Annotated in this window: 18 protein-coding genes, 1 tRNA gene and 1 pseudogene; 9 read left to right on the forward strand and 11 right to left on the reverse strand. The window is 67.7% G+C overall.

Going from position 1 to position 21,543, the window contains the following annotated elements; all coding sequences use genetic code 11:
* Window positions 1-30: 30 nt before the first annotated feature.
* On the reverse strand, window positions 31-3,648 hold the full coding sequence (gene mfd, locus ACIP5Y_RS15165) for a transcription-repair coupling factor (protein ID WP_400350552.1): 3,618 nt from the start codon (window positions 3,646-3,648) through the stop codon (window positions 31-33).
* A gap of 194 nt (window positions 3,649-3,842) precedes the next feature.
* Between mfd and ACIP5Y_RS15170 the strand changes: the two genes are divergently transcribed.
* Window positions 3,843-4,793 (forward strand): hypothetical protein, encoded by a 951-nt coding sequence (locus tag ACIP5Y_RS15170; RefSeq protein ID WP_400350554.1) that lies wholly within the window; start codon window positions 3,843-3,845, stop codon window positions 4,791-4,793.
* Window positions 4,794-4,851: 58 nt separating this feature from the next.
* Here the strand turns inward: ACIP5Y_RS15170 and ACIP5Y_RS15175 are convergent, their stop codons facing one another.
* Together ACIP5Y_RS15175 and ACIP5Y_RS15180 are read right to left on the reverse strand one after the other, a co-directional pair.
* Complete coding sequence (locus tag ACIP5Y_RS15175) at window positions 4,852-5,499, reverse strand: TetR family transcriptional regulator (protein WP_400350556.1); 648 nt, start codon at window positions 5,497-5,499, stop codon at window positions 4,852-4,854.
* 202 nt (window positions 5,500-5,701) lie between these two features.
* Window positions 5,702-6,331 (reverse strand): TetR/AcrR family transcriptional regulator, encoded by a 630-nt coding sequence (locus ACIP5Y_RS15180; RefSeq protein WP_400351287.1) that lies wholly within the window; start codon window positions 6,329-6,331, stop codon window positions 5,702-5,704.
* 207 nt (window positions 6,332-6,538) lie between these two features.
* On the opposite strand from ACIP5Y_RS15180, the gene ACIP5Y_RS15185 reads away from it, so the two are divergent.
* The 6 genes from ACIP5Y_RS15185 to ACIP5Y_RS15210 all read left to right on the forward strand — a co-directional run bounded on the left by ACIP5Y_RS15185 (window position 6,539) and on the right by ACIP5Y_RS15210 (window position 11,003).
* Window positions 6,539-6,609, forward strand: a tRNA-Gln gene (locus tag ACIP5Y_RS15185).
* 105 nt (window positions 6,610-6,714) lie between these two features.
* Window positions 6,715-8,175 carry a bifunctional UDP-N-acetylglucosamine diphosphorylase/glucosamine-1-phosphate N-acetyltransferase GlmU gene (gene glmU, locus ACIP5Y_RS15190; RefSeq protein ID WP_400350557.1) on the forward strand — a complete coding sequence of 487 codons (1,461 nt, stop codon included), beginning with the start codon at window positions 6,715-6,717 and terminating at the stop codon, window positions 8,173-8,175.
* 33 nt (window positions 8,176-8,208) lie between these two features.
* On the forward strand, window positions 8,209-9,189 hold the full coding sequence (locus ACIP5Y_RS15195) for a ribose-phosphate pyrophosphokinase (RefSeq protein WP_400350559.1): 981 nt from the start codon (window positions 8,209-8,211) through the stop codon (window positions 9,187-9,189).
* Between the two features lie 181 nt (window positions 9,190-9,370).
* A complete protein-coding gene (locus tag ACIP5Y_RS15200) occupies window positions 9,371-9,703 on the forward strand; it encodes a hypothetical protein (RefSeq protein WP_397000219.1) in 333 nt (110 codons plus the stop codon).
* A gap of 74 nt (window positions 9,704-9,777) precedes the next feature.
* On the forward strand, window positions 9,778-10,368 hold the full coding sequence (locus tag ACIP5Y_RS15205) for a hypothetical protein (protein ID WP_400350560.1): 591 nt from the start codon (window positions 9,778-9,780) through the stop codon (window positions 10,366-10,368).
* Window positions 10,369-10,370: 2 nt separating this feature from the next.
* Window positions 10,371-11,003: a DUF2461 domain-containing protein gene (locus ACIP5Y_RS15210; protein WP_400350562.1), complete on the forward strand. Its 633-nt coding sequence runs from the start codon at window positions 10,371-10,373 to the stop codon at window positions 11,001-11,003.
* Here ACIP5Y_RS15210 and ACIP5Y_RS15215 read toward each other — a convergent pair.
* The 5 genes and pseudogenes from ACIP5Y_RS15215 to egtA all read right to left on the reverse strand — a co-directional run bounded on the left by ACIP5Y_RS15215 (window position 10,972) and on the right by egtA (window position 16,117).
* Entirely contained in the window at window positions 10,972-11,361 is a 390-nt protein-coding gene (locus ACIP5Y_RS15215) for a hypothetical protein (protein ID WP_400350563.1), read from the reverse strand. The genes ACIP5Y_RS15210 and ACIP5Y_RS15215 overlap by 32 nt on opposite strands.
* Window positions 11,362-11,413: 52 nt before the next feature.
* Window positions 11,414-12,385: an L-histidine N(alpha)-methyltransferase gene (gene egtD / locus ACIP5Y_RS15220; RefSeq protein ID WP_400350564.1), complete on the reverse strand. Its 972-nt coding sequence runs from the start codon at window positions 12,383-12,385 to the stop codon at window positions 11,414-11,416.
* A 616-nt stretch (window positions 12,386-13,001) separates the two neighbouring features.
* Window positions 13,002-13,488: pseudogene (locus ACIP5Y_RS15225) on the reverse strand (hypothetical protein); the annotation flags it as partial.
* On the reverse strand, window positions 13,488-14,825 hold the full coding sequence (gene egtB / locus ACIP5Y_RS15230) for an ergothioneine biosynthesis protein EgtB (protein WP_400350566.1): 1,338 nt from the start codon (window positions 14,823-14,825) through the stop codon (window positions 13,488-13,490). The pseudogene ACIP5Y_RS15225 and the gene egtB, both read right to left, overlap by 1 nt.
* Complete coding sequence (gene egtA, locus ACIP5Y_RS15235) at window positions 14,822-16,117, reverse strand: ergothioneine biosynthesis glutamate--cysteine ligase EgtA (protein ID WP_400350568.1); 1,296 nt, start codon at window positions 16,115-16,117, stop codon at window positions 14,822-14,824. Before egtA ends, egtB begins: the two co-directional genes overlap by 4 nt.
* A 345-nt stretch (window positions 16,118-16,462) precedes the next feature.
* Here egtA and ACIP5Y_RS15240 point away from each other — a divergent pair, with 345 nt between their 5' ends.
* Together ACIP5Y_RS15240 and ACIP5Y_RS15245 are read left to right on the forward strand one after the other, a co-directional pair.
* Entirely contained in the window at window positions 16,463-17,650 is a 1,188-nt protein-coding gene (locus tag ACIP5Y_RS15240; protein WP_400351288.1) for an aminotransferase class V-fold PLP-dependent enzyme, read from the forward strand.
* A gap of 73 nt (window positions 17,651-17,723) precedes the next feature.
* Entirely contained in the window at window positions 17,724-19,370 is a 1,647-nt protein-coding gene (locus ACIP5Y_RS15245; RefSeq protein ID WP_400350570.1) for a fatty acyl-AMP ligase, read from the forward strand.
* 9 nt (window positions 19,371-19,379) lie between these two features.
* Here ACIP5Y_RS15245 and pth read toward each other — a convergent pair whose 3' ends face one another.
* The 3 genes from pth to ACIP5Y_RS15260 all read right to left on the reverse strand — a co-directional run bounded on the left by pth (window position 19,380) and on the right by ACIP5Y_RS15260 (window position 21,479).
* On the reverse strand, window positions 19,380-19,961 hold the full coding sequence (gene pth, locus ACIP5Y_RS15250) for an aminoacyl-tRNA hydrolase (RefSeq protein ID WP_400350572.1): 582 nt from the start codon (window positions 19,959-19,961) through the stop codon (window positions 19,380-19,382).
* Between the two features lie 24 nt (window positions 19,962-19,985).
* The gene (locus ACIP5Y_RS15255; protein ID WP_400350574.1) at window positions 19,986-20,588 is read right to left on the reverse strand and encodes a 50S ribosomal protein L25/general stress protein Ctc; all 603 of its coding nucleotides are present in this window, start codon (window positions 20,586-20,588) and stop codon (window positions 19,986-19,988) included.
* A 231-nt stretch (window positions 20,589-20,819) separates the two neighbouring features.
* Window positions 20,820-21,479: a lysophospholipid acyltransferase family protein gene (locus ACIP5Y_RS15260; protein ID WP_400350576.1), complete on the reverse strand. Its 660-nt coding sequence runs from the start codon at window positions 21,477-21,479 to the stop codon at window positions 20,820-20,822.
* Window positions 21,480-21,543: the final 64 nt, after the last annotated feature.

Below are 21,543 nucleotides of genomic sequence, written 5' to 3' on the forward strand. Positions count from 1 at the left end.
ACCTCCGGGGTCATCGAACTACCTCCCGGGTCATCGAGCCGCCGTGGCCTCGGTCGCGACCCGGACGTCCACGGCCCCGGGCGCTTTGCCGTCCAGCGCCAGCAGCAGATCCGCGACGAACTGCAGCACCTGCACATCGCGCACCCGCGCCGCGCCCACGCTGTCCTCGACGCGCGGCAACGGCAGCTGCACGATGCCGGTCGCGGCACGGTAGGTGGCATTCGGGTACAGCCGCTTGAGCCGCAACTGCTTGGAGTCGGGTAGCTGCAGCGGCGACACCTTGAGACTGGTTCCGGTGACACCGATTTCGGCGATCGAGTACTCGCGGGCCAGCAGGCGCAGCTTCGCCACCGACACCAGGCGGCCCACCTCCACCGGCAACGGCCCGTACCGGTCGACCAATTCCTCCACCACCGCGGCGAGGGCCGAATCGTCCTGAGCGGCAGCGAGTTTGCGGTACGCCTCCAGACGCAACCGGTCCGACGCGATGTAGTCGGGCGGGATGTGCGCGTCCACCGGCAGATCGATGCGCACCTCCTTGGTCTCCTCGTCCACCGTGATGGGCCGGCCGTCGGCGGCGGCGCGGTACGCCTCCACCGCCTCGCCCACCAGGCGCACGTACAGGTCGAAACCGACACCGGCCACATGCCCGGACTGCTCCGCGCCGAGCACATTGCCCGCACCGCGAATCTCCAGGTCCTTCATGGCCACCGCCATACCCGCGCCCAGATCCGAGTTCTGCGAAATGGTCGCCAGCCGGTCGTAGGCGGTCTCGGTGAGCGGCTTCTCCGGCGGGTACAGGAAGTACGCGTACCCGCGCTCCCGCGAGCGGCCCACCCGGCCACGCAGCTGGTGCAGCTGCGAAAGACCCAGGGCGTCCGCGCGTTCCACGATCAGGGTGTTGGCATTGGAGATGTCCAGACCGGTTTCGATGATGGTGGTGCACACCAGCACATCGAATTCCCGCTCCCAGAAGCCCTGCACGGTCTTCTCCAGCATGTCCTCGTGCATCTGCCCGTGCGCGACGGCTACCCGCGCCTCCGGCACCAGATCGCGAATCCGCTTGGCCGCCTTGTCGATCGACGACACCCGATTGTGCACGTAGAACACCTGGCCGTCGCGCAGCAGCTCGCGGCGCAGGGCGGCCGCCACCTGCTTGTCGTTGTACGCGCCGACATAGGTGAGCACCGGATGCCGCTCCTCCGGCGGGGTGAGGATGGTCGACATCTCGCGGATGCCGGCCAGGCTCATCTCCAGGGTGCGCGGAATCGGGGTGGCGGACATGGTGAGTACGTCCACATGCGTGCGCAGCGCCTTGATGTGTTCCTTGTGCTCGACGCCGAACCGCTGCTCCTCGTCGATGACGACCAGGCCCAGATCCTTCCAGCGCACCCCGGTCTGGATGAGCCGGTGCGTGCCGACCACGACATCCACCTCACCGACCGCCATGCCGTCGATGATCTCGCGGGATTCCGCGGCATCGGTGAAGCGGGACAGGCCCTTCACGTTCACCGGGAAACCGGCCATCCGCTCGGTGAAGGTCTGCAGATGCTGTTGCGCCAGCAGGGTTGTCGGCACCAGCACCGCGACCTGCTTACCGTCCTGCACCGCCTTGAAGGCGGCGCGCACCGCGATCTCGGTCTTGCCGTAGCCGACATCACCGCAGACCACCCGGTCCATGGGGACCGACTTCTCCATATCCGACTTCACCTCGGCGATGGCGGTGAGCTGATCGACGGTCTCGGTGAACGCGAACGCGTCCTCCATCTCCTGCTGCCACGGCGTGTCCGGGCCGAAGGCGTGGCCGGGCGCGGCCTGCCGGGCGGCATACAACTGCACCAGCTCGGTGGCGATCTCGCGAACCGCCTTGCGCGCCTTGCGTTTCGTATTCGCCCAGTCCGAGCCGCCGAGCTTGGACAGGCTCGGCATCTCGCCGCCCACGTAGCGGGACAGCTGGTCCAGGGAATCCATCGGCACGAACAACCGGTCACCGGGCTGGCCGCGCTTGCTGGGGGCGTATTCGATGACGAGGTACTCGCGGCGGGCGCCGCCGACGGTGCGCTCGATCATCTCCACGAAGCGGCCGATGCCGTGCTGGTCGTGCACCACCATATCGCCGGCGCTGAGGGCCAGCGGGTCCACCTGATTGCGGCGGCGGGCCGCGAGTTTCTTGCCCTCGCCGGGGGCGGTGACCCGGTTGCCGGTGAGGTCGGATTCCGCGATCACCACCAGTTTGGCGTCGTCGAAGATGATGCCGTCGTGCAGCGAACCGCACAGCACACCAACCAGTCCGCGGACCGGTTCCGCACCCGCCTCGAGCGCTGCGGCGGGCACCTCGGCATCGGACAGCCGCTCCAGAATGCGTTGCGCGGTACCGTGACCCGCCACCACGATGACCGCCCGGCCGCCGGTCGCCACATGCGCGCGCAGCGACGCGAAGATGGTCGCGACCAGTTCCTCGGAACCGCGCGCCGACGCCGCCGACAGCACCGGCAGCACGATCTCGTTCGGATCATCGGCGATCAGCGGGCTCAGCGTCCACCACGGCAGGCCACGCTGCTCGGCATCCGCGTGCACCACATCGAGCCCGCGGTAGGAGGAGGCCGCCAGATCCAGGCCGTGCGCGCCCAGCGGGGCCGCCCCGCCGAACGAGGCCGCCGTCCACGACGCCTCCAGGAACTCCTGACCGGTGCGCACCAGATCGGCGGCGCGGGTGCGCACCTTCTCCGGATCGCACAGCAGCACATGGGTTCCCGCGGGCAGCGCCGCGGTGAGCAGCCGCAGCTCGCCGGGCTGCAGCACCGGCAGCAGCGCCTCCATCCCCTCCACGGGGATGCCCTGCGAGATCTTCTCCAGCATTTCCACCAGCGCCGCGTCCGCCGGATTCTCGGCCGCCACCTCGGCGGCCCGCGCCCGCAGTTCATCGCTGAGCAGCAACTCCCGGCACGGCTGCGCCACCACCAGTTCCACCGGAACCTCCGGCAGCGACCGCTGATCGGCGATCGAGAAGGCGCGCACCTCCGACACCTCGTCGCCCCAGAACTCCACGCGCACCGGATGATCCGCCGTGGACGGGAACAGGTCCAGAATGCCGCCGCGCACCGCGAACTCGCCGCGCTTGCCGACCATGTCCACCCGCTCGTAGGCGAATTCCACCAGCCGCGTGAGCAATTCGTCGAAGTCGAGTTCCGCGCCCCGGCGCAGCACGATCGGCTCGATATCACCGAGCCCGGCCGCCATGGGCTGCATGAGCGAACGCACCGTGGTGACCACCACACGCAGCGGTTCGGTGAACCCCGGATCGTCCGGATGCGCGAGCCGGCGCAGCACCTGCAGCCGGCGGCCCACCGTATCGGCGCCCGGCGACAACCGCTCGTGCGGCAGCGTCTCCCAGGAGGGGAACACCGCGACGCCGGCGCCGAGCATCTCCGACAGCTCGGCGGTCAGATCGTCGGCCTCGCGCCCGGTCGCCGTCACCACCACCAGGGGGCGGTGCCCGGCAATGGTCGCGGCCACGAACGGCCGCACCGCCGAGGGCGCCACCAGCATGGCCGAGTCCCGCCCGATCAGGCTCTCGACCTGCTGCAGGGCGGTATCGGCACCGGCCACCGCGGCAAGGCCGGCCAGGGGCGGACGATGGGTCGACATGAGGCAGACTCCTGGGCGCAGATCAGCGTTTCAGACGGCCAGCCGAGTCTAGTAGTTGTCACCGACAGCGGGTGATCCGCCGCAGGTGCAAACAGGACGAGCCGAATCGGCTGTGATACCAATTGTCCGCGGGGCAGGAGATTTCGGGGCCCTGTCCGGATCGCCTCGACACACCCCGGAAGTTCGGGGACGCCATGACGACACCGCCGCAGGATCCACGCTACGGGCACCAGGGTTACGGGCAGCCCGCGTACGGCCGGCCGCAGTCGCCACCACCGCAGCAACTTCCGGCGCAGTCTCCACCACCGCAACAGCTCCCGCCGCAGCAACAGTTCCTGCGGCAGTTCACCCGGCAGCCGTCGCCGCCCCCGCCCCGGAAGAGCCGGCTGATCCTGCTGGCCATCCTCGGCGCGGTCGTGATCCTGGCGCTCGGCGCGGTGGTGGCGATCGTGGCGACCCTGTCCGACGACGGGATCAAGCGCGCGAGCCCCGCCACCCGGACGAGCAGCCCGGCGACTCCCATCGCCCCGGCTCCCGCCGCGGAGACCACCTCGGCCGCGCCGGCCGCCGCGCCGAGCACCGCGGACCTCACGGCACTCCTGTTGTCCGAGTCCGATGTCCCGAGCACCTGGGCGGAGACGCCCGACCGGGAGAACTGGGACGATCCGGACGACGCGAACAAGGTCTCCGGTGAGACGCCGGACTGCACCACGCTGCTCCGCCAGTACTCGACCCCGGGCGCGCCGGCGCTGGCGAAGGCGAAGACCGCGTTCGCGCGGACCGGCAATGTCTCCGGGCCCACCGTGAAGACGTCGGTGCAGTACGAAACCGACGATCAGGCCGAAGCCGATTTCCAGCAGGAGAAGTCCGTCTTCGAGAAGTGCCCGGCCGTCATCTACGACGGCCTCCGCATCAACTACACGAAGACCGGCGGAACACCCAGTGCCGGAGACGAAATCGTCGGCTGGCAACTGGACGCGACCACCGACGGCGGCGGCCGGGCCAAGGGCCTGCACTACGCCGCCCGGTCCGGCAACAAGCTCTGGATCTTCGACTACAACGCGAACAGCAACGACTACGTCGACAACGAGGCCACCACGGTCCTGAACAAGGCGCTGGACAAGTGGAAGGCCGGCGTCAAATAGCAGCCGGGACGGGGGTTTCAGGGGCTTGCCCCCGAAGCCCCCGGGGGAGTGGCTCAGTTCATTGGACGTAGCGGCGCAGGCGGCGCGCCGCGAATTCCCTGAAGTACGCGACCTTTTCGTCCGGAACGATCGACGGCAGCAGGAAGAACCACGCGCGCTCCATGCGCGTCGCCATCTGGTCGATGGACTCGGTGCTGACCGCGACGATGTGCACGCCGGTCGTCATCTCCTGCAGCAGCAGGCCGATGGTCTCCGGATCCAGGCCCGCCTCCAGATCGCCTTGGGCGATGGCCCTTTCGGCGAGCAGCCGGTGCGTCTCGCCCCAGGTCTTGGCGATGTTCTCGCCACCCGCGCCGCGATAGTCGCCGATCTGGTGGGTGAGCTTGAGCATGGCCCCGACCATCGGGTCGTTCATGGTGAGATCGGCGACCACGTAGGTGATTCCGATGCAGGCTTCCAGCGCGGGCACCCGCGGATCGAAGAAACCCTGACAGGCGCTGACCAGTCGCTCGTTGCCCTGATCGACCACGGCGCGGGCCAGCTCCTCCTTGGAGCCGAAGTGAAAGTACAAGGCGCCCTTGGTCACATTCGACTGCGCGATGATCTCGGACAGGGACGCGTTCGCGTAGCCCAGCCGCAGAAAGACATCGGCCGCGCCCGCGAGGACGGAATCGCGAGTGATCTCCGCACGCGCTTGCCTAGCCATCAGATCCGCCTGTCATCAAACCAGCCATCCTGAAGTAGACCGACATCCCGAAGTTGACCGACATCACAGTTCGAACAGCACTCGTAGGATGGGTGAACCGTACCACCCGGCTGCCGGATGCCAGCCGATTCGAGCATTCGACCCGTCCTCCTTCGCAATTCGCTGGTTAACTGTCCAGTTCCGCCCCGGTACCGACGGATTATCAGACCGAGGGGTTCTTCAACCCTTTGCCGCTGGGCCATTCCGAGCCCAGCTTCGGGTCCGCCTCCAGATGGGTCAGACCGTTCCAGCAGAGGTTCACCAGATGCGCAGCTACCACTTCCTTGGACGGATGTCGCTCGTCCAGCCACCAGGTGGCGGCGGTCGCGACCATGCCTACCAGCGCTTGCGCATAGAGGGTGGCCAAACTCGTATCGAAGCCGCGGCGTTCGAAATCGCCGGCGAGGATGTGCGCCACCTGATTCACCGCTTCGTTCAGCAGACTCGAGTAGGTGCCCTCGGCGGCGGACACCGGCTGGTCCCGCATGAGGATCCGGAACCCGTCGGTGCGCTCCTCCATATATGTCAGCAACGCCAACGCCACCTGTTCCAGGCGCACCCGCGACCGGTTCTCGATGAGCGATTCGGTGATCATGGCGAGCAGCGTGGACATCTCGCGATCCACCACCACCGCGTACAAACCTTCCTTGCCCCCGAAGTGCTCGTATACCACCGGTTTCGACACCTGCGCCCGCGCCGCGATCTCCTCTATCGACGTAGCGTCGTAGCCACGCTCCGCGAACAGCGCCCGCCCGATCTCGATGAGCTGCTGACGCCGCTGAGTACCGGTCATGCGCGCCCGCGCAGGCCGGCTGCCCTCACCCGTCGTCATCGCTCACCCGTCCCTTTCACCCTGTCCCCGAGCAATTCTGCCCCGTAGGCGGAGGCGCGGCCTCCGTAGCTTCGTACGTACCCTATCGACACGGACGTCCGAAACTTCGTAAGCGGTTCGACGTTCGGGGGTGGTTCATGCGAGGATTGGCCCCGCATGACGCTGCAATCCGCCGTGGTGTAATGGCAGCACAACTGATTTTGGTTCAGTTTGTCCAGGTTCGAGTCCTGGCGGCGGAGCTCGCGAGCAGGGTCACTATCGTTGGCCCCGCACATCGCTGACCCACCACTGTGGCCCAGCAACGACAAGAACTCAGCACGATGACCGGCAGCCGAGGGAGATCCATGCCACAGCAGACCGCCGTCGTCGTTCTCGCCGCCGGAGCCGGAACCCGAATGCGGTCCAAGACCCCCAAGGTGTTGCACCCGCTGGCCGGCCGCAGCATGCTCGCGCACGCGCTGCATGCGGCGAACGAGATCGATCCGACGCACCTCATCACCGTGATCGGGCACGACCGCGAACAGGTCGGCGACGCGGTGGGCAAGGTGGGAGCAGAAATCGGCCGCCAGATCGTGTTGGCGGTCCAGGAAGAACAACGCGGCACCGGGCACGCCGTGCAGTGCGCGCTCACCGCACTGCCCGCCGGCTACCAGGGCAATGTCCTGGTCACCTACGCGGATGTGCCACTGCTGGATGGGCACACGCTGAACGCCCTGCTCGACGAGCACAACTCCTATTCTGACGGTTCCGCGGTCACGGTGCTGACCTTCGTGCCCGAAGATCCGAACGGTTACGGCCGCATCGTCCGCGATGCCGAGGGTCATCTGCTGGAGATCGTCGAGCACGCCGACGCCACTCCGCAGCAGGCCGCCATCACCGAGGTCAACTCCGGCGTCTACGTCTTCGACGCCGCTGTGCTGCGCGTCATGATCTCGCGCATCGATACCGCCAATGCCCGCCACGAGCTGTATCTCACCGATGTGCTGAAGCTCGCCCGCGAGGCCGGGCATCCGGTTCACGGTGCGCGACTGCTGGACTGGGCCAAGGTGACCGGCGTCAACGACCGGGTGCAACTGGCCGGCGCGGCCCGCACCCTGAATCGCTACATCCTGGAACGGCATATGCGGGCCGGGGTCACCATCATCGATCCGGCCACCACCTGGATCGACGGCAATGTGGTCATCGGCCGCGACGCGGTCATCCGGCCGGGCGTACAACTGTTGGGCGACACCGTCATTGGCGAGGACGCCGAGATCGGCCCGGATACCACCCTCACCGACGTCACGGTCGGCGACGGCGCCAAGGTGATCCGCACGCACGGCGAGAAGTCCAAGATCGGCCCGGACGCCAGCGTGGGCCCGTTCGCCTATCTGCGGCCCGGCACCTCGCTCGGCGAGGCCGGCAAGATCGGCACCTTCGTGGAGACCAAGAACGCCACCATCGGCGAGCACTCCAAGGTCCCGCATCTGACCTACGTGGGCGACGCCACCATCGGCGAGTACAGCAACATCGGCGCGTCGAGCGTGTTCGTCAACTACGACGGGGTGAAGAAACACCACACCACCGTCGGTTCACATGTGCGAACGGGAAGCGACACGATGTTTGTCGCTCCGATAACGGTGGGTGACGGCGCGTACTCGGCAGCGGGTACTGTACTGCGCAGAAATGTTCCTCCGGGTGCCCTCGCGGTATCGGGTGGAGCACAGCGCAATATCGAGGGCTGGGTGCAACGGAATCGACCGGGCACCGGTGCGGCGGAAGCCGCCGAAAAGGCCAACCGTGAAGACGGCGATGACGGCCAATGAGATTACCGACGAGCAAAAGGATGGCGAACGTCAGTGACCGCGTTCTCTACCGATAACCAGAAGAACCTGATGCTGTTCTCCGGACGCGCTCATCCCGAGCTCGCCGAGGCGGTGGCCAAGGAACTCAACGTCCACGTCACCCCCCAGACCGCCCGCGATTTCGCGAACGGAGAGACCTTCGTCCGGTTCGAGGAATCGGTACGTGGCTCCGACGCCTTCGTGCTGCAGAGCTTCCCCGCCCCGCTGAACCAGTGGGTCATGGAGCACCTCATCATGATCGACGCGCTCAAGCGCGGGTCGGCCAAGCGCATCACCTCGGTGCTGCCCTTCTATCCGTACGCGCGGCAGGACAAGAAGCACCGCGGCCGCGAGCCCATCTCCGCGCGCCTCATCGCCGACCTGCTCAAGACCGCGGGCGCGGATCGCATCATCACCATCGACCTGCACACCGATCAGATCCAGGGCTTCTTCGACGGCCCGGTCGATCACATGCACGCCCAGGTGCAGCTGGCCGAGCACGTCCGCAACAACTACGACCTGTCCAACATCACGGTCGTCTCGCCCGACGCGGGCCGCGTGAAGGTCGCCGAGAAGTGGGCCAACTCGCTCGCGGACGCGCCGCTGGCCTTCATCCACAAGACGCGAGACCCGCTGGTGCCCAACCAGACCGTGGCCAACCGCGTGGTCGGTGAGGTCGAAGGCCGCACCTGCGTGCTGATCGACGACATGATCGACACCGGCGGCACCATCGCCGGCGCGGTCCGGGTACTCAAGGAGGCCGGCGCGGGCGACGTGATCATCGCCGCCACCCACGGCATCCTGTCCCACCCGGCCGCCGAGCGCCTCGCGAGCTGCGGCGCCAAGGAGGTCGTGGTCACCAACACGCTGCCCATCGACGAGGACAAGAAGTTCCCGACGCTGACCGTGCTGTCGATCGCCCCGCTGCTGGCCATGACCATCCGCGAGGTCTTCGAAAACGGTTCCGTCACCGGCCTTTTCAACGGGAACGCCTGACCCGCGCGCAGTACCGGAACACGAGAGCCCTCCCGCGACCGCGGGAGGGCTTTTCCGTTCGCGGAGACCCGCTGCGAGTTTGAAACGGGCTCGTATGAATCGGGCGGGTCAGGCGGTAGCGTTGAACGCGGACTCAGGGTTTGCTACTGGTGCGCTGCAAGGCGCGGAGAGGTGGTGCCGAATGGCCGACCGGCCCGATGAGGACGACGCCCGGCTGATGGACGAGGTCTTCGACACCGACCAGGTCTTCGACAGCGACGTCGACAATGTCGACTACGACCTCGGCGACGACGATCAAGAGGACGAGATCCGCGAATACGAGCGGTACATCACCGATCCGCCCCGGGATCTCGTCATCACCAATCGCGAAAGCGACGACGAGGGGCGGCTGGGCATCGGCGCCGAACTCGACCAGGAGTGGACCCGCCGTCGCCGGCGCGAGGAGAACGCCGCCGAGGATGACCGGCCCGCCGAGTTGGCCGCTATGGACATAGTGGACGAACCGGGCGACTGAATCGTGTTGCGCGGAAGGCCCCACACTGTGATACCCATGTGAAGGCTTGACACCATCACGAGGAAGGGCGCGATATGAGCACGCCGCCGAACGAACCCGGTACGGGACCGGACGACATGTTCAAGAAGCCCGAAACCCCGGCCACGCCCGAAGGCGCGACCCCGGCCGGCGAAACGTTCCAGTACCCGCCCACCGATCAGCCGCCGAGCGGATACCCGACCTACCCGGCCGGGCCCGAAGCGCAGCAGCCGTACGGGCAACAGCCCTATGGTCAGCAGCCTTACGGCCAGCCGGCGGAACCTTACGGGCAGCCGCCCTACGGTCAGCCCGCGCAGCCCTACGGCCAGCAGCCGTACGGGCAGCCGCAGCCGTACGGTCAGCAGCCCTACCAGCCGTATCCGTCGCAGCCCTACGGTGAGGTGCCGCCCCCGCCGCGGACCGGTGCGCAGACCTACTCCATCATCGGATTCGTCTGTGCCGCTATCGCACTGCTGTTCTGCCCGCCGGGCTTCGGTATCGCCGGCATCGTGCTCGGCATCGTCGGCAACAAGAAGGGCGAGCCGCTGGGTAAGTGGGCCGCCATCGCCGCGGGCGTGTGCATGGTGATCGGTTTCGGTATCGGCCTGGCGATCTACGGTTCCGGGGTCATGCCCAAGAATAAGTAGCCATGGCGCAATTCACCGGGTTCCCGCTGACGGGACTCGACTTCTACGAGGACTTGGAAGCCGACAACTCGAAGGCCTTCTGGAATGCGAACAAGAAGGTCTGGGAGGAGTCGGTCCGCGACCCGATGAAAGCCCTTGCGGCCGAATTGGCGAACGATTTCGGCGAGGCCAAGATTTTCCGGCCGCACCGGGATGTCCGCTTCTCCAAGGACAAGTCACCCTATAAGGATCATCAGGGCGCGGTCGTGCACTCCTCGGCCGGGGCGGGCTGGTACGTCCAGATCGGCGCGGCCGGTCTGTTCGTGGCGGGCGGCATCTACGCCCCCTCCCCCGACCAGCTGGCCACCCTCCGCACCACCATCGACAATGACGTGCGCGGGCCCGAGCTGGAAGCCCTACTGTCCCAGCTGAACTCGAAGGGCTATCACATCGGCGGGGACAAGTTGAAGACGAAGCCCAAGGGCTACGACCTCGACCATCCGCGCATCGAACTGCTGCGGCACCGATCCCTCGTCGCCAGCCGGGAATTCGGCGCACCCGAGTGGCTGAATACGCCACGCGCCGGCAAAGAGATCCGCAAGGCCTGGCAGCAGCTGCGCCCGCTCATCGAGTGGCTGGCGGCCGTGACGGGATGACCCGGGCGCCGCTCACGATCATGATCGCGAGCGATCCGGTGGTGATGATCGCGATGGTCTGCCAGCGCGCGGTGCGGTTCTCGGCGCATTGCAGGTGGAAATCGGGGTTGCTGCAGTTCGATTCGGCGGCGCACAGGGATTGACCGGTCCAGGTGTGCCGGGGCGCGAACACGGTGCCGCAGTCGACCGGGCCGGCCGGATGCGGGAGGGGCACCAGAATCAGGGCGACAGCGCCGAGCAGGAGCAGGCCGCCGCCGCCGAACCACAGGCGTTCTCGGCTCCAGCCCAGCAGCAGCGGCAGGGCCAGGCAGAATGCGACGACGCCCAGGGCGAGGCCGAATATCTCCCACGGCTTCACTGCCTCCGATACTAAATCGGAGGCAGTGCGCCGGTGCCGTGAATGCCTGTTTCTAGCGACGTTCGGCCAGCAAAAGTGCGAACCGGTCGTCTGCATCCGTCCAGACTCGTTCGGTGGCGAAACCGGCTGCGGCCAGCTCGCTTTCGAGACCCTCACGGCGGAACTTGGCGGAGATCTCGGTGCGCAGCTGTTCACCCTTTTCGAACTGGACGGTCAGTTCCAGCTCCGGGATTTCGACCGTCATGGATTCGGTTGCCTCCAGGCGCATCTCGATCCACTCCTGCTCGGCATCCCACACCGCGATATGCGCGAATTTCTCCGGGTCGAAGTTCGCAGCCAGCCGGGCATTCAGTACATGCAGCACATTCCGATTGAATTCGGCGGTGACACCGGCGGCATCGTCGTATGCGGGCACCAGCACCGCGGGGTCGATGACCAGACCCGCGCCCAGCAGCAACTGCTCACCCGGTTCCAGCACATCGTGAATGGCGCCGAGGAAATCCGCCCGCTCCGCCGGCACCAGATTGCCGATGGTGCCACCGAGGAAGGCGACCATGCGGCGGCCGCCGCGCGGCAGATTGTCCAGCGTGGCCGTGAAATCACTGACCACACCGTGCACATTCAGCTGCGGGAACTCCTCCGCCACCTCCGCCGCCGACGCGCTCAGCGCCGCACCGGAAACATCCTGCGGCACATATGTCCGCAACGGCCCACCGGCGGTCAGCGCCTGCAACAGCAGCCGGGTCTTGGCCGCCGACCCCGCCCCCAGCTCGACGAGTATCTCCGCCTGCGCGACCTGCGCGATCTCCCCCACCACGCGTTCCAGCAGCGCCCGCTCGGTCCGGGTCGGGTAGTACTCCGGCAGCTCGGTGATCTTCTCGAACAGCTCACTCCCCCGCGCGTCATAGAACCACTTGGGCGGCAGCCACTTCGGCTCCGCCGTGAGCCCGCGCCGCACGTCCTCGCGCAGCGCGGCCGTGAGATCTTCGTCGGTCAAATGAACTTCCAGCGTTGCCGAACTCATGAAAAAGCCTTTCCACTCCGGTTTTCCAGCGGCTCCACACTCAGCCGCCCAGGCCGCGCCACCACCGACTGCCCCTCGGCAATCGCCTGCCAGCGCGGATCATCGTCATAAGCTTCCGAAGCCACCACCACGAACCCCTCACCGGCCAGTACCGCCAACGAGTGATGTCTTGTAGTGGCCCAAATCGATTCGCCATCCCCCAACAGCAAATTCAGCCGCGCCCCCGGCGCCTCCCGCAGCACCGCGGCGGTCACCAGCCGCAAAGCGACCTCGGGCGGTAAGCCGCCACCGGCCGCCGCGACCCCGGGGCCGGAGACGTTCGCGCCGCCCGCCGCCGAGGTCCGGCTCCACGCCGTCACCCGCGGCGCGCTCCCCGACATCGCGGACACACTCGCGCTCGAGCCGAAAGCCACCGACGAGGCGGACGAAAATGACTGCGCCGCGCCGTCACCCGCTGATATGGGCCGCTCAGCCGCACCGTCCGGAGGCTGCCCGCCGGTGAGCAACCCGTGCAGGATCACCCACAAGGCGGCCGAGTCTGTCAGCGATTCCGCTTCGAGCAGCGATGACGAGCCGAATTGCGCCGCAACGGCGGTCAGGACTCGCCGCCAGTCCGGAATCGCGCCATTGTGGCTGAAGGCCCAGCGGCCGTGGGTGAACGGGGCGCACGCGGCCCGTTCCACCGGCATGCCGACCGTCGCCGAACGGATGGCCGCCAGGATGGCGGTCGAATGTAGTTGCGGCAGCACCTCATCGACGGCCGGATCGGTCCAGATAGGTGCGGCATTCCGATACCGGCTCACCGCCGGTGGGCCCGCGGTCCCGGCGCGGCGGGGATCATCGCCGACCGGCCCGGGACCGGCGTTCTGGGCGCCGGCGGGGTCGGGGGTCAGGCCGCCGTGCCAGCGGGCGCCGGGGCCGCGGTCGATGTCCGACGGGTCGGGGCGGTGCCACCAGGCGACGCCGAAGCCGTCGGCGTTTATCGTTCCGCCGCCGCGCATTTCGCGCGGGGCCCAGGATTGGGTGCGGAGGGAGTGGGGGCCGCGCGTGAGGAGGTCGCCGACCGCGGTCGGGGGACCGAGGTAGGCGAGGTGGCGGCACATCAGCGTTCGTCCGATCTCAGGTCTCTGGCGAGGCGGAAGCCGGAGAAGATCTGACGGCGGATGGGGTGGTCCCAGTTGCGGAAGGTGCCGCGGCTGGCGACCTGGTCGGCGCCGAAGGAGCCGCCGCGCAACACTTTGTAATCGCCGCCGTAGAAGACCTCGGAGTATTCGCGGTACGGGAAGGCATGGAAACCGGGATACGGGTCGAAGCCCGAAGCGGTCCACTCCCAGACATCGCCGATCAGTTGATGCACGCCCGCCGGGGAGGCTCCGGACGGGTAGGCGCCGATATCCGCCGGTTCCAGGTGCGCCTGACCGAGATTCGCCAGCGAGTCGTCCGGATCGGTGTCGCCCCAGGGGTAGCGGCGGGTGCGGCCGGTGGCCGGGTCGAACCGCGCGGCCTTCTCCCATTCGGCTTCGGTGGGCAGGCGTTTGCCAGCCCAGTTCGCGTAGGCCTCGGCCTCGAACCAGCAGACATGGACCACCGGCTGGTGCGGTCGCAACTGCTGCATGGTGCCGAAAACGCGCCGCCACCAATGGCCACCGCCGTCCTGCTGCCAGCACTCCGGGGACACCAGACCGGCCTCGACGCGGTGCGCCCAGCCGCGTTCGGACCACAGTTCGGGGCGCTCGTAGCCGCCGTCGGCGAGGAAGGCCAGGTACTGCTCGTTGGTGATCGGTGCGGCGTCGATGGCGAAGCCGGGCACGTGCACCGGATGCGCGGGCCGCTCATTGTCCAGCGCCCACGGGTCGGTATCGGTGCCCATGACGAATTCGCCCGCGGGAATGACGACTTCACCGCCGACCCGCACCCGCGCGACCGGGGCGGCCGGGGCGGACAGCACGGCCTCGCCGGTGCGCAGCTGGTGGGTGGCCAGCATGGTTTCGTCGTGCTGCTGCTCGTGCTGGGCGATCATGCCGAAGGCGAAACCGTCCGACACCAGGTCGTTGCCGCGTAAGGGGCTGCGTTCCAGCACATCCCAGACCTTCTCCCGCACGGTGCCGACATAGGCGCGGGCCTCCTGCGGATTCAGCAGTGGCAGGGCGGGCCGGTCCGCCCGCGCGTGCTTGAACGCGTCGTAGAGCTGGTCGATGTCGGCGCGCACGGGTTCGCGCCCGCCCACGTCCCGCACCAGCCAGAGTTCTTCCTGATTTCCGATATGCGCCAGATCCCAGACCAGGGGGCTCATGATGCGCGAATGTTGTGCCACCAGTTCGGCTTCGTCCAAGGCGGTGAGCCCCGCCGTGCGGGCGCGGGCCCGTTCCAGGGTGGTGGCGATCCGTTCCCGTAACCGCTCGGTCTCGGCCCGGTCGGTGCCGGGCAACTGAATACTCATGACAGCACACCTCGTGGTTCGGAATCGTCGAGCGGAGTGCGGCCGCTGCGACATCGTTCGGCGGCGGCGGCCAATTGCCGTGCCGCGCCGGGGGTCGCGGCACGCGCGGCGGCCAGTTCGAGCAGATCGGTTGCGGTGGAACGCAATTCGGAATCGGCCAGCCCGTGGTATGCGGCCTCGGACCAGCGGCCGGCCGTGCCGGCGGCGAGCGTGCTCACCTCGGCGACGGTCGCGGGGGTCGACATGAGCGCGTCGACGGCGTGCACCGGGACCGCCCAGTCCGCCTCCGGCTGGGCGTCGATATACCGGACCTCGAGGTACCCGGCGGCGCGCACCGGCGGGAACAGCGTGGTCAGGTGATAGTCGAGATCGGCGCGGTCCGGCCGGCGGTCGAGCTCCCCGTCGAGCGCGCCGCACAGCCAGTCGGCGAAGGTCGCCCCGGCCGGGGCGGTCCAGTCCGAGCCGTCCGAGCGGACGCACAGTAGCGGCACGTCCAGCGCCCAGCGGGCGTATCCGGCGATGGGATCGGCCCAATCGTGCACCGGCGGCCGGGTGCGGAGGTGGTCCAGCCGCAACCACGCCCGCATGCGCTGTGAGGCCCAGGTGCCCGGCGGCGCGCCCTGCAGCACGGGTGAACAGGCGAAGGCCGCCACCAGGGCCGGTCCGGCGGCATAGAGGGCCCGCCAGCGCGTGGCGATCTCCCCGCGATCGTTGCCGGCGTCGACACTCACCTGGGTGGCGGCGGTATTGCACATCATGAGCGCGCCGTAGGGCCCGATACCGGCGAAGGATTGCTCCATGCTGCGGTAACGCGGCAACTGCAGGACCCGCCGGGAAGGCCGGTGCGCGTCGGCGGCGGCGGAAAAGGTTCGGATGGTGCGGGATTCGAGCAGCTCCCGCAGGCGGGCCGTATCGGACCGCAGGCGCTCACACAGTTCGGCGGCACTGCCGAAGGGGGCACTGGACAATTCGATCTGACCGCCGGGTTCGATGGTGACCCGGCTGCCTCCCGGCAATGGCACGGCCGGGGAATCAGGGGAAATGGACCTTGGCGCATACGGTCCGAGTGCGTCCGCCAGTACTTCCAGGTCGGGACGCGGGTCGGACGCCGAAGACTCACCTTGCGCGGTGAGCCACTCCAGTTCGGCGCCGATGAGTGCCGGTGGGCCCTGCTTGAAACAGATCTTCTCGACATACGCTTCGGCGGCGGCACGTGAACTGAACTCACCGTCGGGCGTCTGTAAGGCAAGACCGTTTCGCAGGGCGTCGGCAGGGGAAGCCGTGAAGGCCATGACCAACCTCCGCTCAACGGATAGTCGCCGTGGGGATCGACAGCGACCCAAACCAGGGTAGCGAGCACCCATGACAAAAAATCTGACGAATTGGGGAACAGCCCGGCCGCCCCGATGGATTCCGGGGTGCGCACCGATAGGCGGAAAATGTCGGTATCGACCGAATCCGCCCAGTTCAGACGGTGAGCGCGAGCGCACCGATGGACGCGGGCGACGCCGGATCACAATGTGCGTCCCAGGCGCGTTCCAGCGGATATCGGCCATGGATCAGCGGCGTCGCCGCACGCCGAGTGATCGGACCGGACGGTCGAACCGGCGGTGGGATCGTTGACTATCGTCGAAGGAGTGCTGGATCTGACTCGCCTCCGGGCCGACATCCCCGCCTTCGACGACACCGCGAAGCCGTCACGGGTATTTCTGGACAGTGCTGGATCGTCGCTGCCGCCACGGGTCGTGCTGGACACCATGATCGAGCACCTGCGCCGGGAGACCGAGATCGGCGGGTACGCCGCGGCGAACGAGCGGCTCGACGATCTGCATGCGGTGAAGACGGCCATCGGCGAACTCATCAATGCCGATCCCGGGGCGATCGCGCTCGGCGACAGCGCAAGTCGCGCGTGGAGTGATTTCTTCTATTCGGTGCCGCTGGCCGCGGGCGATCGGATTTTGATCTCCGGCGCGGATTACGCGAGCAATGCCATCGCGGCATTGCAGCGGGCCCGGCAGACCGGTGCCGTGGTGGAGACGATTCCGAGCGACAGCAGCGGGCAGCTGGATCTCGACGCACTCGAGTCGATGCTCGACGAGCGTGTGAAACTCGTATCGCTGCTGCATGTTCCGACCAACGGCGGGCTGGTGAACCCGGTCGCCGAGGCCGCGCGCATCGCGCATCGGGTCGGGGCGCTGGTGTTGCTGGACGCCTGCCAGTCCGCCGGGCAGTTGCCGTTGGACGTGGCCGAACTGGATGTGGACGCCTTGTCGGCCACCGGGCGTAAATGGCTGCGCGGGCCGCGCGGCACCGGATTCCTGTATGTGCGGCCGGAATTGGCCATGTCCATGGAACCGGGCCGCCTCGATCTGCACAGCGCAGAATGGACCGCGCCCGACGATTACACGCTGGCCCCCGATGCAAGCCGGTTCGAATTCTGGGAATGCGATGTGGCCGCCCGCCTCGGTCTCGGCGCCGCCGTGCGCTACCTCCTGGATCTGGGCCCGGCGCAGGTGTACGAGGCCATTGCGGAACGCGCGGCATACCTGCGCAAGACGCTGCCCGAGATTCCGGGCGTGACCGTGCGGGACCGCGGCACCCAGCATGCGGGCATCGTGTCCTTCACCGTCGGCGAGCTGGATCCGATCGAGGTCCGCGACCGCCTGAGCGCACAGCGCATCACCGTCACGGTGAGCCACCGCTCCTCGACGTTGCTGGACATGACCGATCGCGGACTGGCGTCGGTGGTGCGGGCCTCGCCGCACTGCTTTGTCGGATTCGACGAGCTGGATCGCTTCGTGGAAGCGGTCAAAGCACTCACGTAACGCCGAAACGGTTAACGGGCCTACGCGGACGCGGGATATTGGGGTGAGCCGACGCCGTCTCTAGGAGCCGATCGTGAGCCGCTTCACCGACGAAATGTATGCCACCGCACGCCTGTCCGAACGCGGCCTCGTCACCGGGGAACCGGACGCGCCGCGCCGCCAGGGCTGGGGCGAGATCCATCGCATCGCCCGCCGCATGGCGGGTGGACTGGCCGCGGCCGGGATCGGCCACGGCGACGCGGTCGGCGTGCTGGCCGGCATGCCGGTGGATATCGCGCCCGCCTGCCAGGCGATCTGGATGCGCGGCGCGTCCATCACCATGCTGCATCAGCCGACCCCGCGCACCGATCTGGCGCTGTGGGCGCGCGATACCGAAACCGTGCTGCGGATGATCGAGGCGCGGGCGGTGATCCTGGGCGCGCCTTTCGAAGCGGCGGAACCGATTCTGCGCGAACGCGGCATCACCGTGGTGACCATCGACAGCATGCGCGCGGGCACGCCGATCGATCCGCTGCCCACCACGGAATCCGATATCGCGCTGCAGCAGCTGACCTCCGGCTCGACGGGGTCGCCGAAGGCCGTGCGGATCACGCACGGCAATTTCTTCGTCAATGCCTACGCCATGTTCGATCGGGTGAAATTCCAGCTCACCGAAGATGTGATGATCAGCTGGCTGCCGTTGTTCCACGATATGGGCATGGTCGGATTCCTCAGTGTGCCCATGCAATTCGGCGCCGAGGTGGTGTGCGTGACGCCGCTGGACTTCCTGACCCGGCCGCTGCTGTGGGCCGAGCTGATCTCCAAATACCGGGGCACCGTCACCGCGGCACCGAATTTCGCGTACTCGCTGCTGGCCCGCAGACTGCGCAATGCCGAGGACGGGGCGCTGGATCTGAGCAGTATCCGGTACATGTGGAACGGCGCGGAACCGGTCGATCCGGACACCATGGAGGCCATGGCCGAGGCCGGAAAACGGTTCGGGCTCAACCCGATGGCGCTGACCCCCGTGTACGGGATGGCCGAGACCACCCTGGCCGTATCCGTCCCCGATCCGGGCCTCGGGCAGGTACTCGACGTCGTCGACGCGGACCTGCTGGAGGCGCTCGGCAAGGCGGTGCCGGTGAAGAATCCGGAACACCATCAGAGTGCGATCCGCCGCCTGCCCACGCTCGGCCACCTGGTCGACAATCTGGAGGGCCGCGTCGTCGACGACGAGCGGCAACCGTTGCCGGTGCGCAGTGTCGGCGTGATCGAATTGCGCGGTCCCGCGGTCACTTCCGGCTATGTGACGGTGTCCGGTTTCCGCCCCACCCAGGATGCCGAGGGCTGGCTCGACACCGGCGATATCGGCTATTTCACCGATGAGGGCCTGATCGTGGTGTGTGGCCGCATCAAGGACGTCATCATCATGGGCGGCCGCAATATCTTCCCCACCGATATCGAACGCGCCGCGCTGCGCATCCACGGCGTGCGCCCCGGTAATGCGGTGGCTGTGCGGCTGGACGCCGGCCAGAAACGCGAGAGTTTCGCGATCGTGGTGGAAAGCAACGACTTTCAGAATCCGGACGAGGTGAAACGCATCGAACACGAGATCGTGCACGCCGTCTTCGCCGATGTGGGCGCGCGGCCGCGCAGTGTCACGGTGCTGGGCCCGGGCGCGCTGCCGAAGACCTCGTCGGGCAAGCTACGCCGGGCGGCGACCGCCGATCGGCTTGCCTGACAAAGGTTTTCAGTGCAGCTGGTTCTGGGCCGTTTCCAGGTCGACGCGGAGCAACAGCTCGACGGCGTCGGCCGCCTGTTCCACGATCACCGGAACTTCCTTGCGTTCCGGAGCCGAGAACGGCTTCAGGACGAAATCGGCGGGATCCTGGCGGCCCGGCGGACGGCCGATACCGAAGCGGACCCGTAGATAGTCCTTGGTGGTGAGCGCCTGCGACATGGAACGCAGGCCGTTGTGGCCGCCCTCGCCGCCACCGCGCTTGAGGCGGATGGTGCCGAAGGGCAGGTCCAGCTCGTCGTGCACGGCGATCACATCGGTGGCGGGCACGGAGAAGAACTTGGCCAGCGCCGCGACCGGGCGCCCGGACAGGTTCATGAAGGATCGCGGCTTGGCGATGAGCACCTTGCGGCCGTCCAAGCGCGCCTCGAGCAGGTCCGCGCCGGACTTCTTGTGCACGGTGAAGCGACCGCCGACGCGCTCCGCGAGCACGTCGGCGACCATGAAGCCGACATTGTGCCGGGTGCGCTCGTATTCGGTTCCGGGGTTACCCAGTCCGACCACGAGCACGGGCCCGGCCGTTGTCTCGGTCATCGAGAACCGTTGTGCGAGACCGAATTACTCGGCGGCAGCCTCGTCGGCGCCCTCGGCCGACTCACCCTCGGCGGCCTCGGCGGCCGGGGCGGCGATGATGTTGACGATCAGCGCCTCCGGGTCACCGGCCAGGGTGACGCCCTTCGGCAGCGCGATCTGGCCCGCGAGGATCTGGGTGCCGGCCTCGACGCCCTCGATGGAGACCTCGATGGACTCGGGGATGTGCAGGGCCTCGGCCTCGATGGACAGCACGGTGGCGTCCTGGGTGACCAGGGTGCCGGACGCGGCATCGCCGACCAGGGCGACGTTCACGTCGGTGGTGACCTTCTCGCCCCGGCGCACGATCAGCAGGTCGGCGTGCTCGATGTAGCGGCGGATCGGGTGCACGACGACCGACTTGGTCATCGCGAGCTGCTTCTTGCCCTCGATCTCCAGGTTCAGGATGGCGTTGGTGCCGTTCTGACGCAGGATGGCGGCGAAGGCCTGGGCGTTCACGGCGAGGTGCTTCGGCTCCTCGTTGTGCCCGTACAGCACGGCCGGGACGTTGCCGTCACGGCGGGTACGGCGAGCGGCGCCCTTGCCGAATTCGGTGCGAACGGTGGCTTCGAGAATGGAAACGTCGGACATGACGATTGGCTCCTACGGCTGTCGGCTTCGGTCTGCATGCGCGTCAGGAGACGGTGGCGTCCTGACTCGTATTGGTCTGCTCGTCGGGCGAAATGGAACGAACACAGACGGCGCGATAACCGAGCCGCGTCGATCACGGTGGGCAGCTGGTGCCGCACCCTCGCCGAGACAACCCGAGAACTCTAACACGCAGCCCCGAAACCCCTTGCAACGGGGGCCCCTGATGCACTATCAGGCGCTCGCCTTGAAAGTCGTGGCGTAGCAGTCCACATACGGGCGCCCGGACCGCCGCACGATATCAGCCATCAGCTCGTCGGTGGCGGTGCGCACGCCGTGTTGATCGGCGGGCAGGAAATAACGGGGGCGCCCGAAGGAGACACGCACTTTCGCCGGGCGCAGGAAACGCCGGTTGCGCGGGTTCACGCGGTCGGTGCCGGACAGGACGACGGGGATGACGGGCGCGCCCGTTTCCATGGCGACGCGGATGACGCCGGTGCGGCCACGGTAGATACGGCCGTCGGGGGAACGGGTGCCCTCGGGGTGAATACCCCAGATGCCGCCCTGTTCGAGAATGCGGACCGCGGCCGCGAGCGAATCGGAGCCTTTACCGCCGCCGGTGCGGTCGACCGGGACCTGCCCGGTGGCCTTCATGACCCAGCGGTTGATCCGACCCCGGAAGCCGCCTTCGGTGAAGTACTCCTGCTTGGCGATGAAGGTGACCCGGCGCGGCAGCACCAGGCAGAGGTACAGCGAGTCGACGACGGCCAGGTGATTGGCGGCGATGATGACCGGACCATCCGCCGGAACATGCTGCAGCCCTTCGACTTTCGGCCGCCCCAGCAGCCGCAGCAGCGGACCGACCAGCACATGTTTCAGCAGCCAGTACGACATGGAAAACCTCCCCGGATCGATTCCGGACCACTTCTACCCGAGCTTGCGGACCGTGTCGACCGTT

This window comes from Nocardia sp. NPDC088792, from assembly GCF_044750615.1.
Classification (GTDB): domain Bacteria; phylum Actinomycetota; class Actinomycetes; order Mycobacteriales; family Mycobacteriaceae; genus Nocardia.

Coding starts and splice junctions, on each gene's coding strand:
- mfd (WP_400350552.1), bottom strand. CDS start 3,648: ATGTCGACCCATCGTCCGCCCCTGGCCGGCCTTGCCGCGGTGGCCGGT.
- ACIP5Y_RS15170 (WP_400350554.1), top strand. CDS start 3,843: ATGACGACACCGCCGCAGGATCCACGCTACGGGCACCAGGGTTACGGG.
- ACIP5Y_RS15175 (WP_400350556.1), bottom strand. CDS start 5,499: ATGGCTAGGCAAGCGCGTGCGGAGATCACTCGCGATTCCGTCCTCGCG.
- ACIP5Y_RS15180 (WP_400351287.1), bottom strand. CDS start 6,331: ATGACCGGTACTCAGCGGCGTCAGCAGCTCATCGAGATCGGGCGGGCG.
- glmU (WP_400350557.1), top strand. CDS start 6,715: ATGCCACAGCAGACCGCCGTCGTCGTTCTCGCCGCCGGAGCCGGAACC.
- ACIP5Y_RS15200 (WP_397000219.1), top strand. CDS start 9,371: ATGGCCGACCGGCCCGATGAGGACGACGCCCGGCTGATGGACGAGGTC.
- ACIP5Y_RS15205 (WP_400350560.1), top strand. CDS start 9,778: ATGAGCACGCCGCCGAACGAACCCGGTACGGGACCGGACGACATGTTC.
- ACIP5Y_RS15210 (WP_400350562.1), top strand. CDS start 10,371: ATGGCGCAATTCACCGGGTTCCCGCTGACGGGACTCGACTTCTACGAG.
- egtD (WP_400350564.1), bottom strand. CDS start 12,385: ATGAGTTCGGCAACGCTGGAAGTTCATTTGACCGACGAAGATCTCACG.
- egtB (WP_400350566.1), bottom strand. CDS start 14,825: ATGAGTATTCAGTTGCCCGGCACCGACCGGGCCGAGACCGAGCGGTTA.
- egtA (WP_400350568.1), bottom strand. CDS start 16,117: ATGGCCTTCACGGCTTCCCCTGCCGACGCCCTGCGAAACGGTCTTGCC.
- pth (WP_400350572.1), bottom strand. CDS start 19,961: ATGACCGAGACAACGGCCGGGCCCGTGCTCGTGGTCGGACTGGGTAAC.
- ACIP5Y_RS15255 (WP_400350574.1), bottom strand. CDS start 20,588: ATGTCCGACGTTTCCATTCTCGAAGCCACCGTTCGCACCGAATTCGGC.
- ACIP5Y_RS15260 (WP_400350576.1), bottom strand. CDS start 21,479: ATGTCGTACTGGCTGCTGAAACATGTGCTGGTCGGTCCGCTGCTGCGG.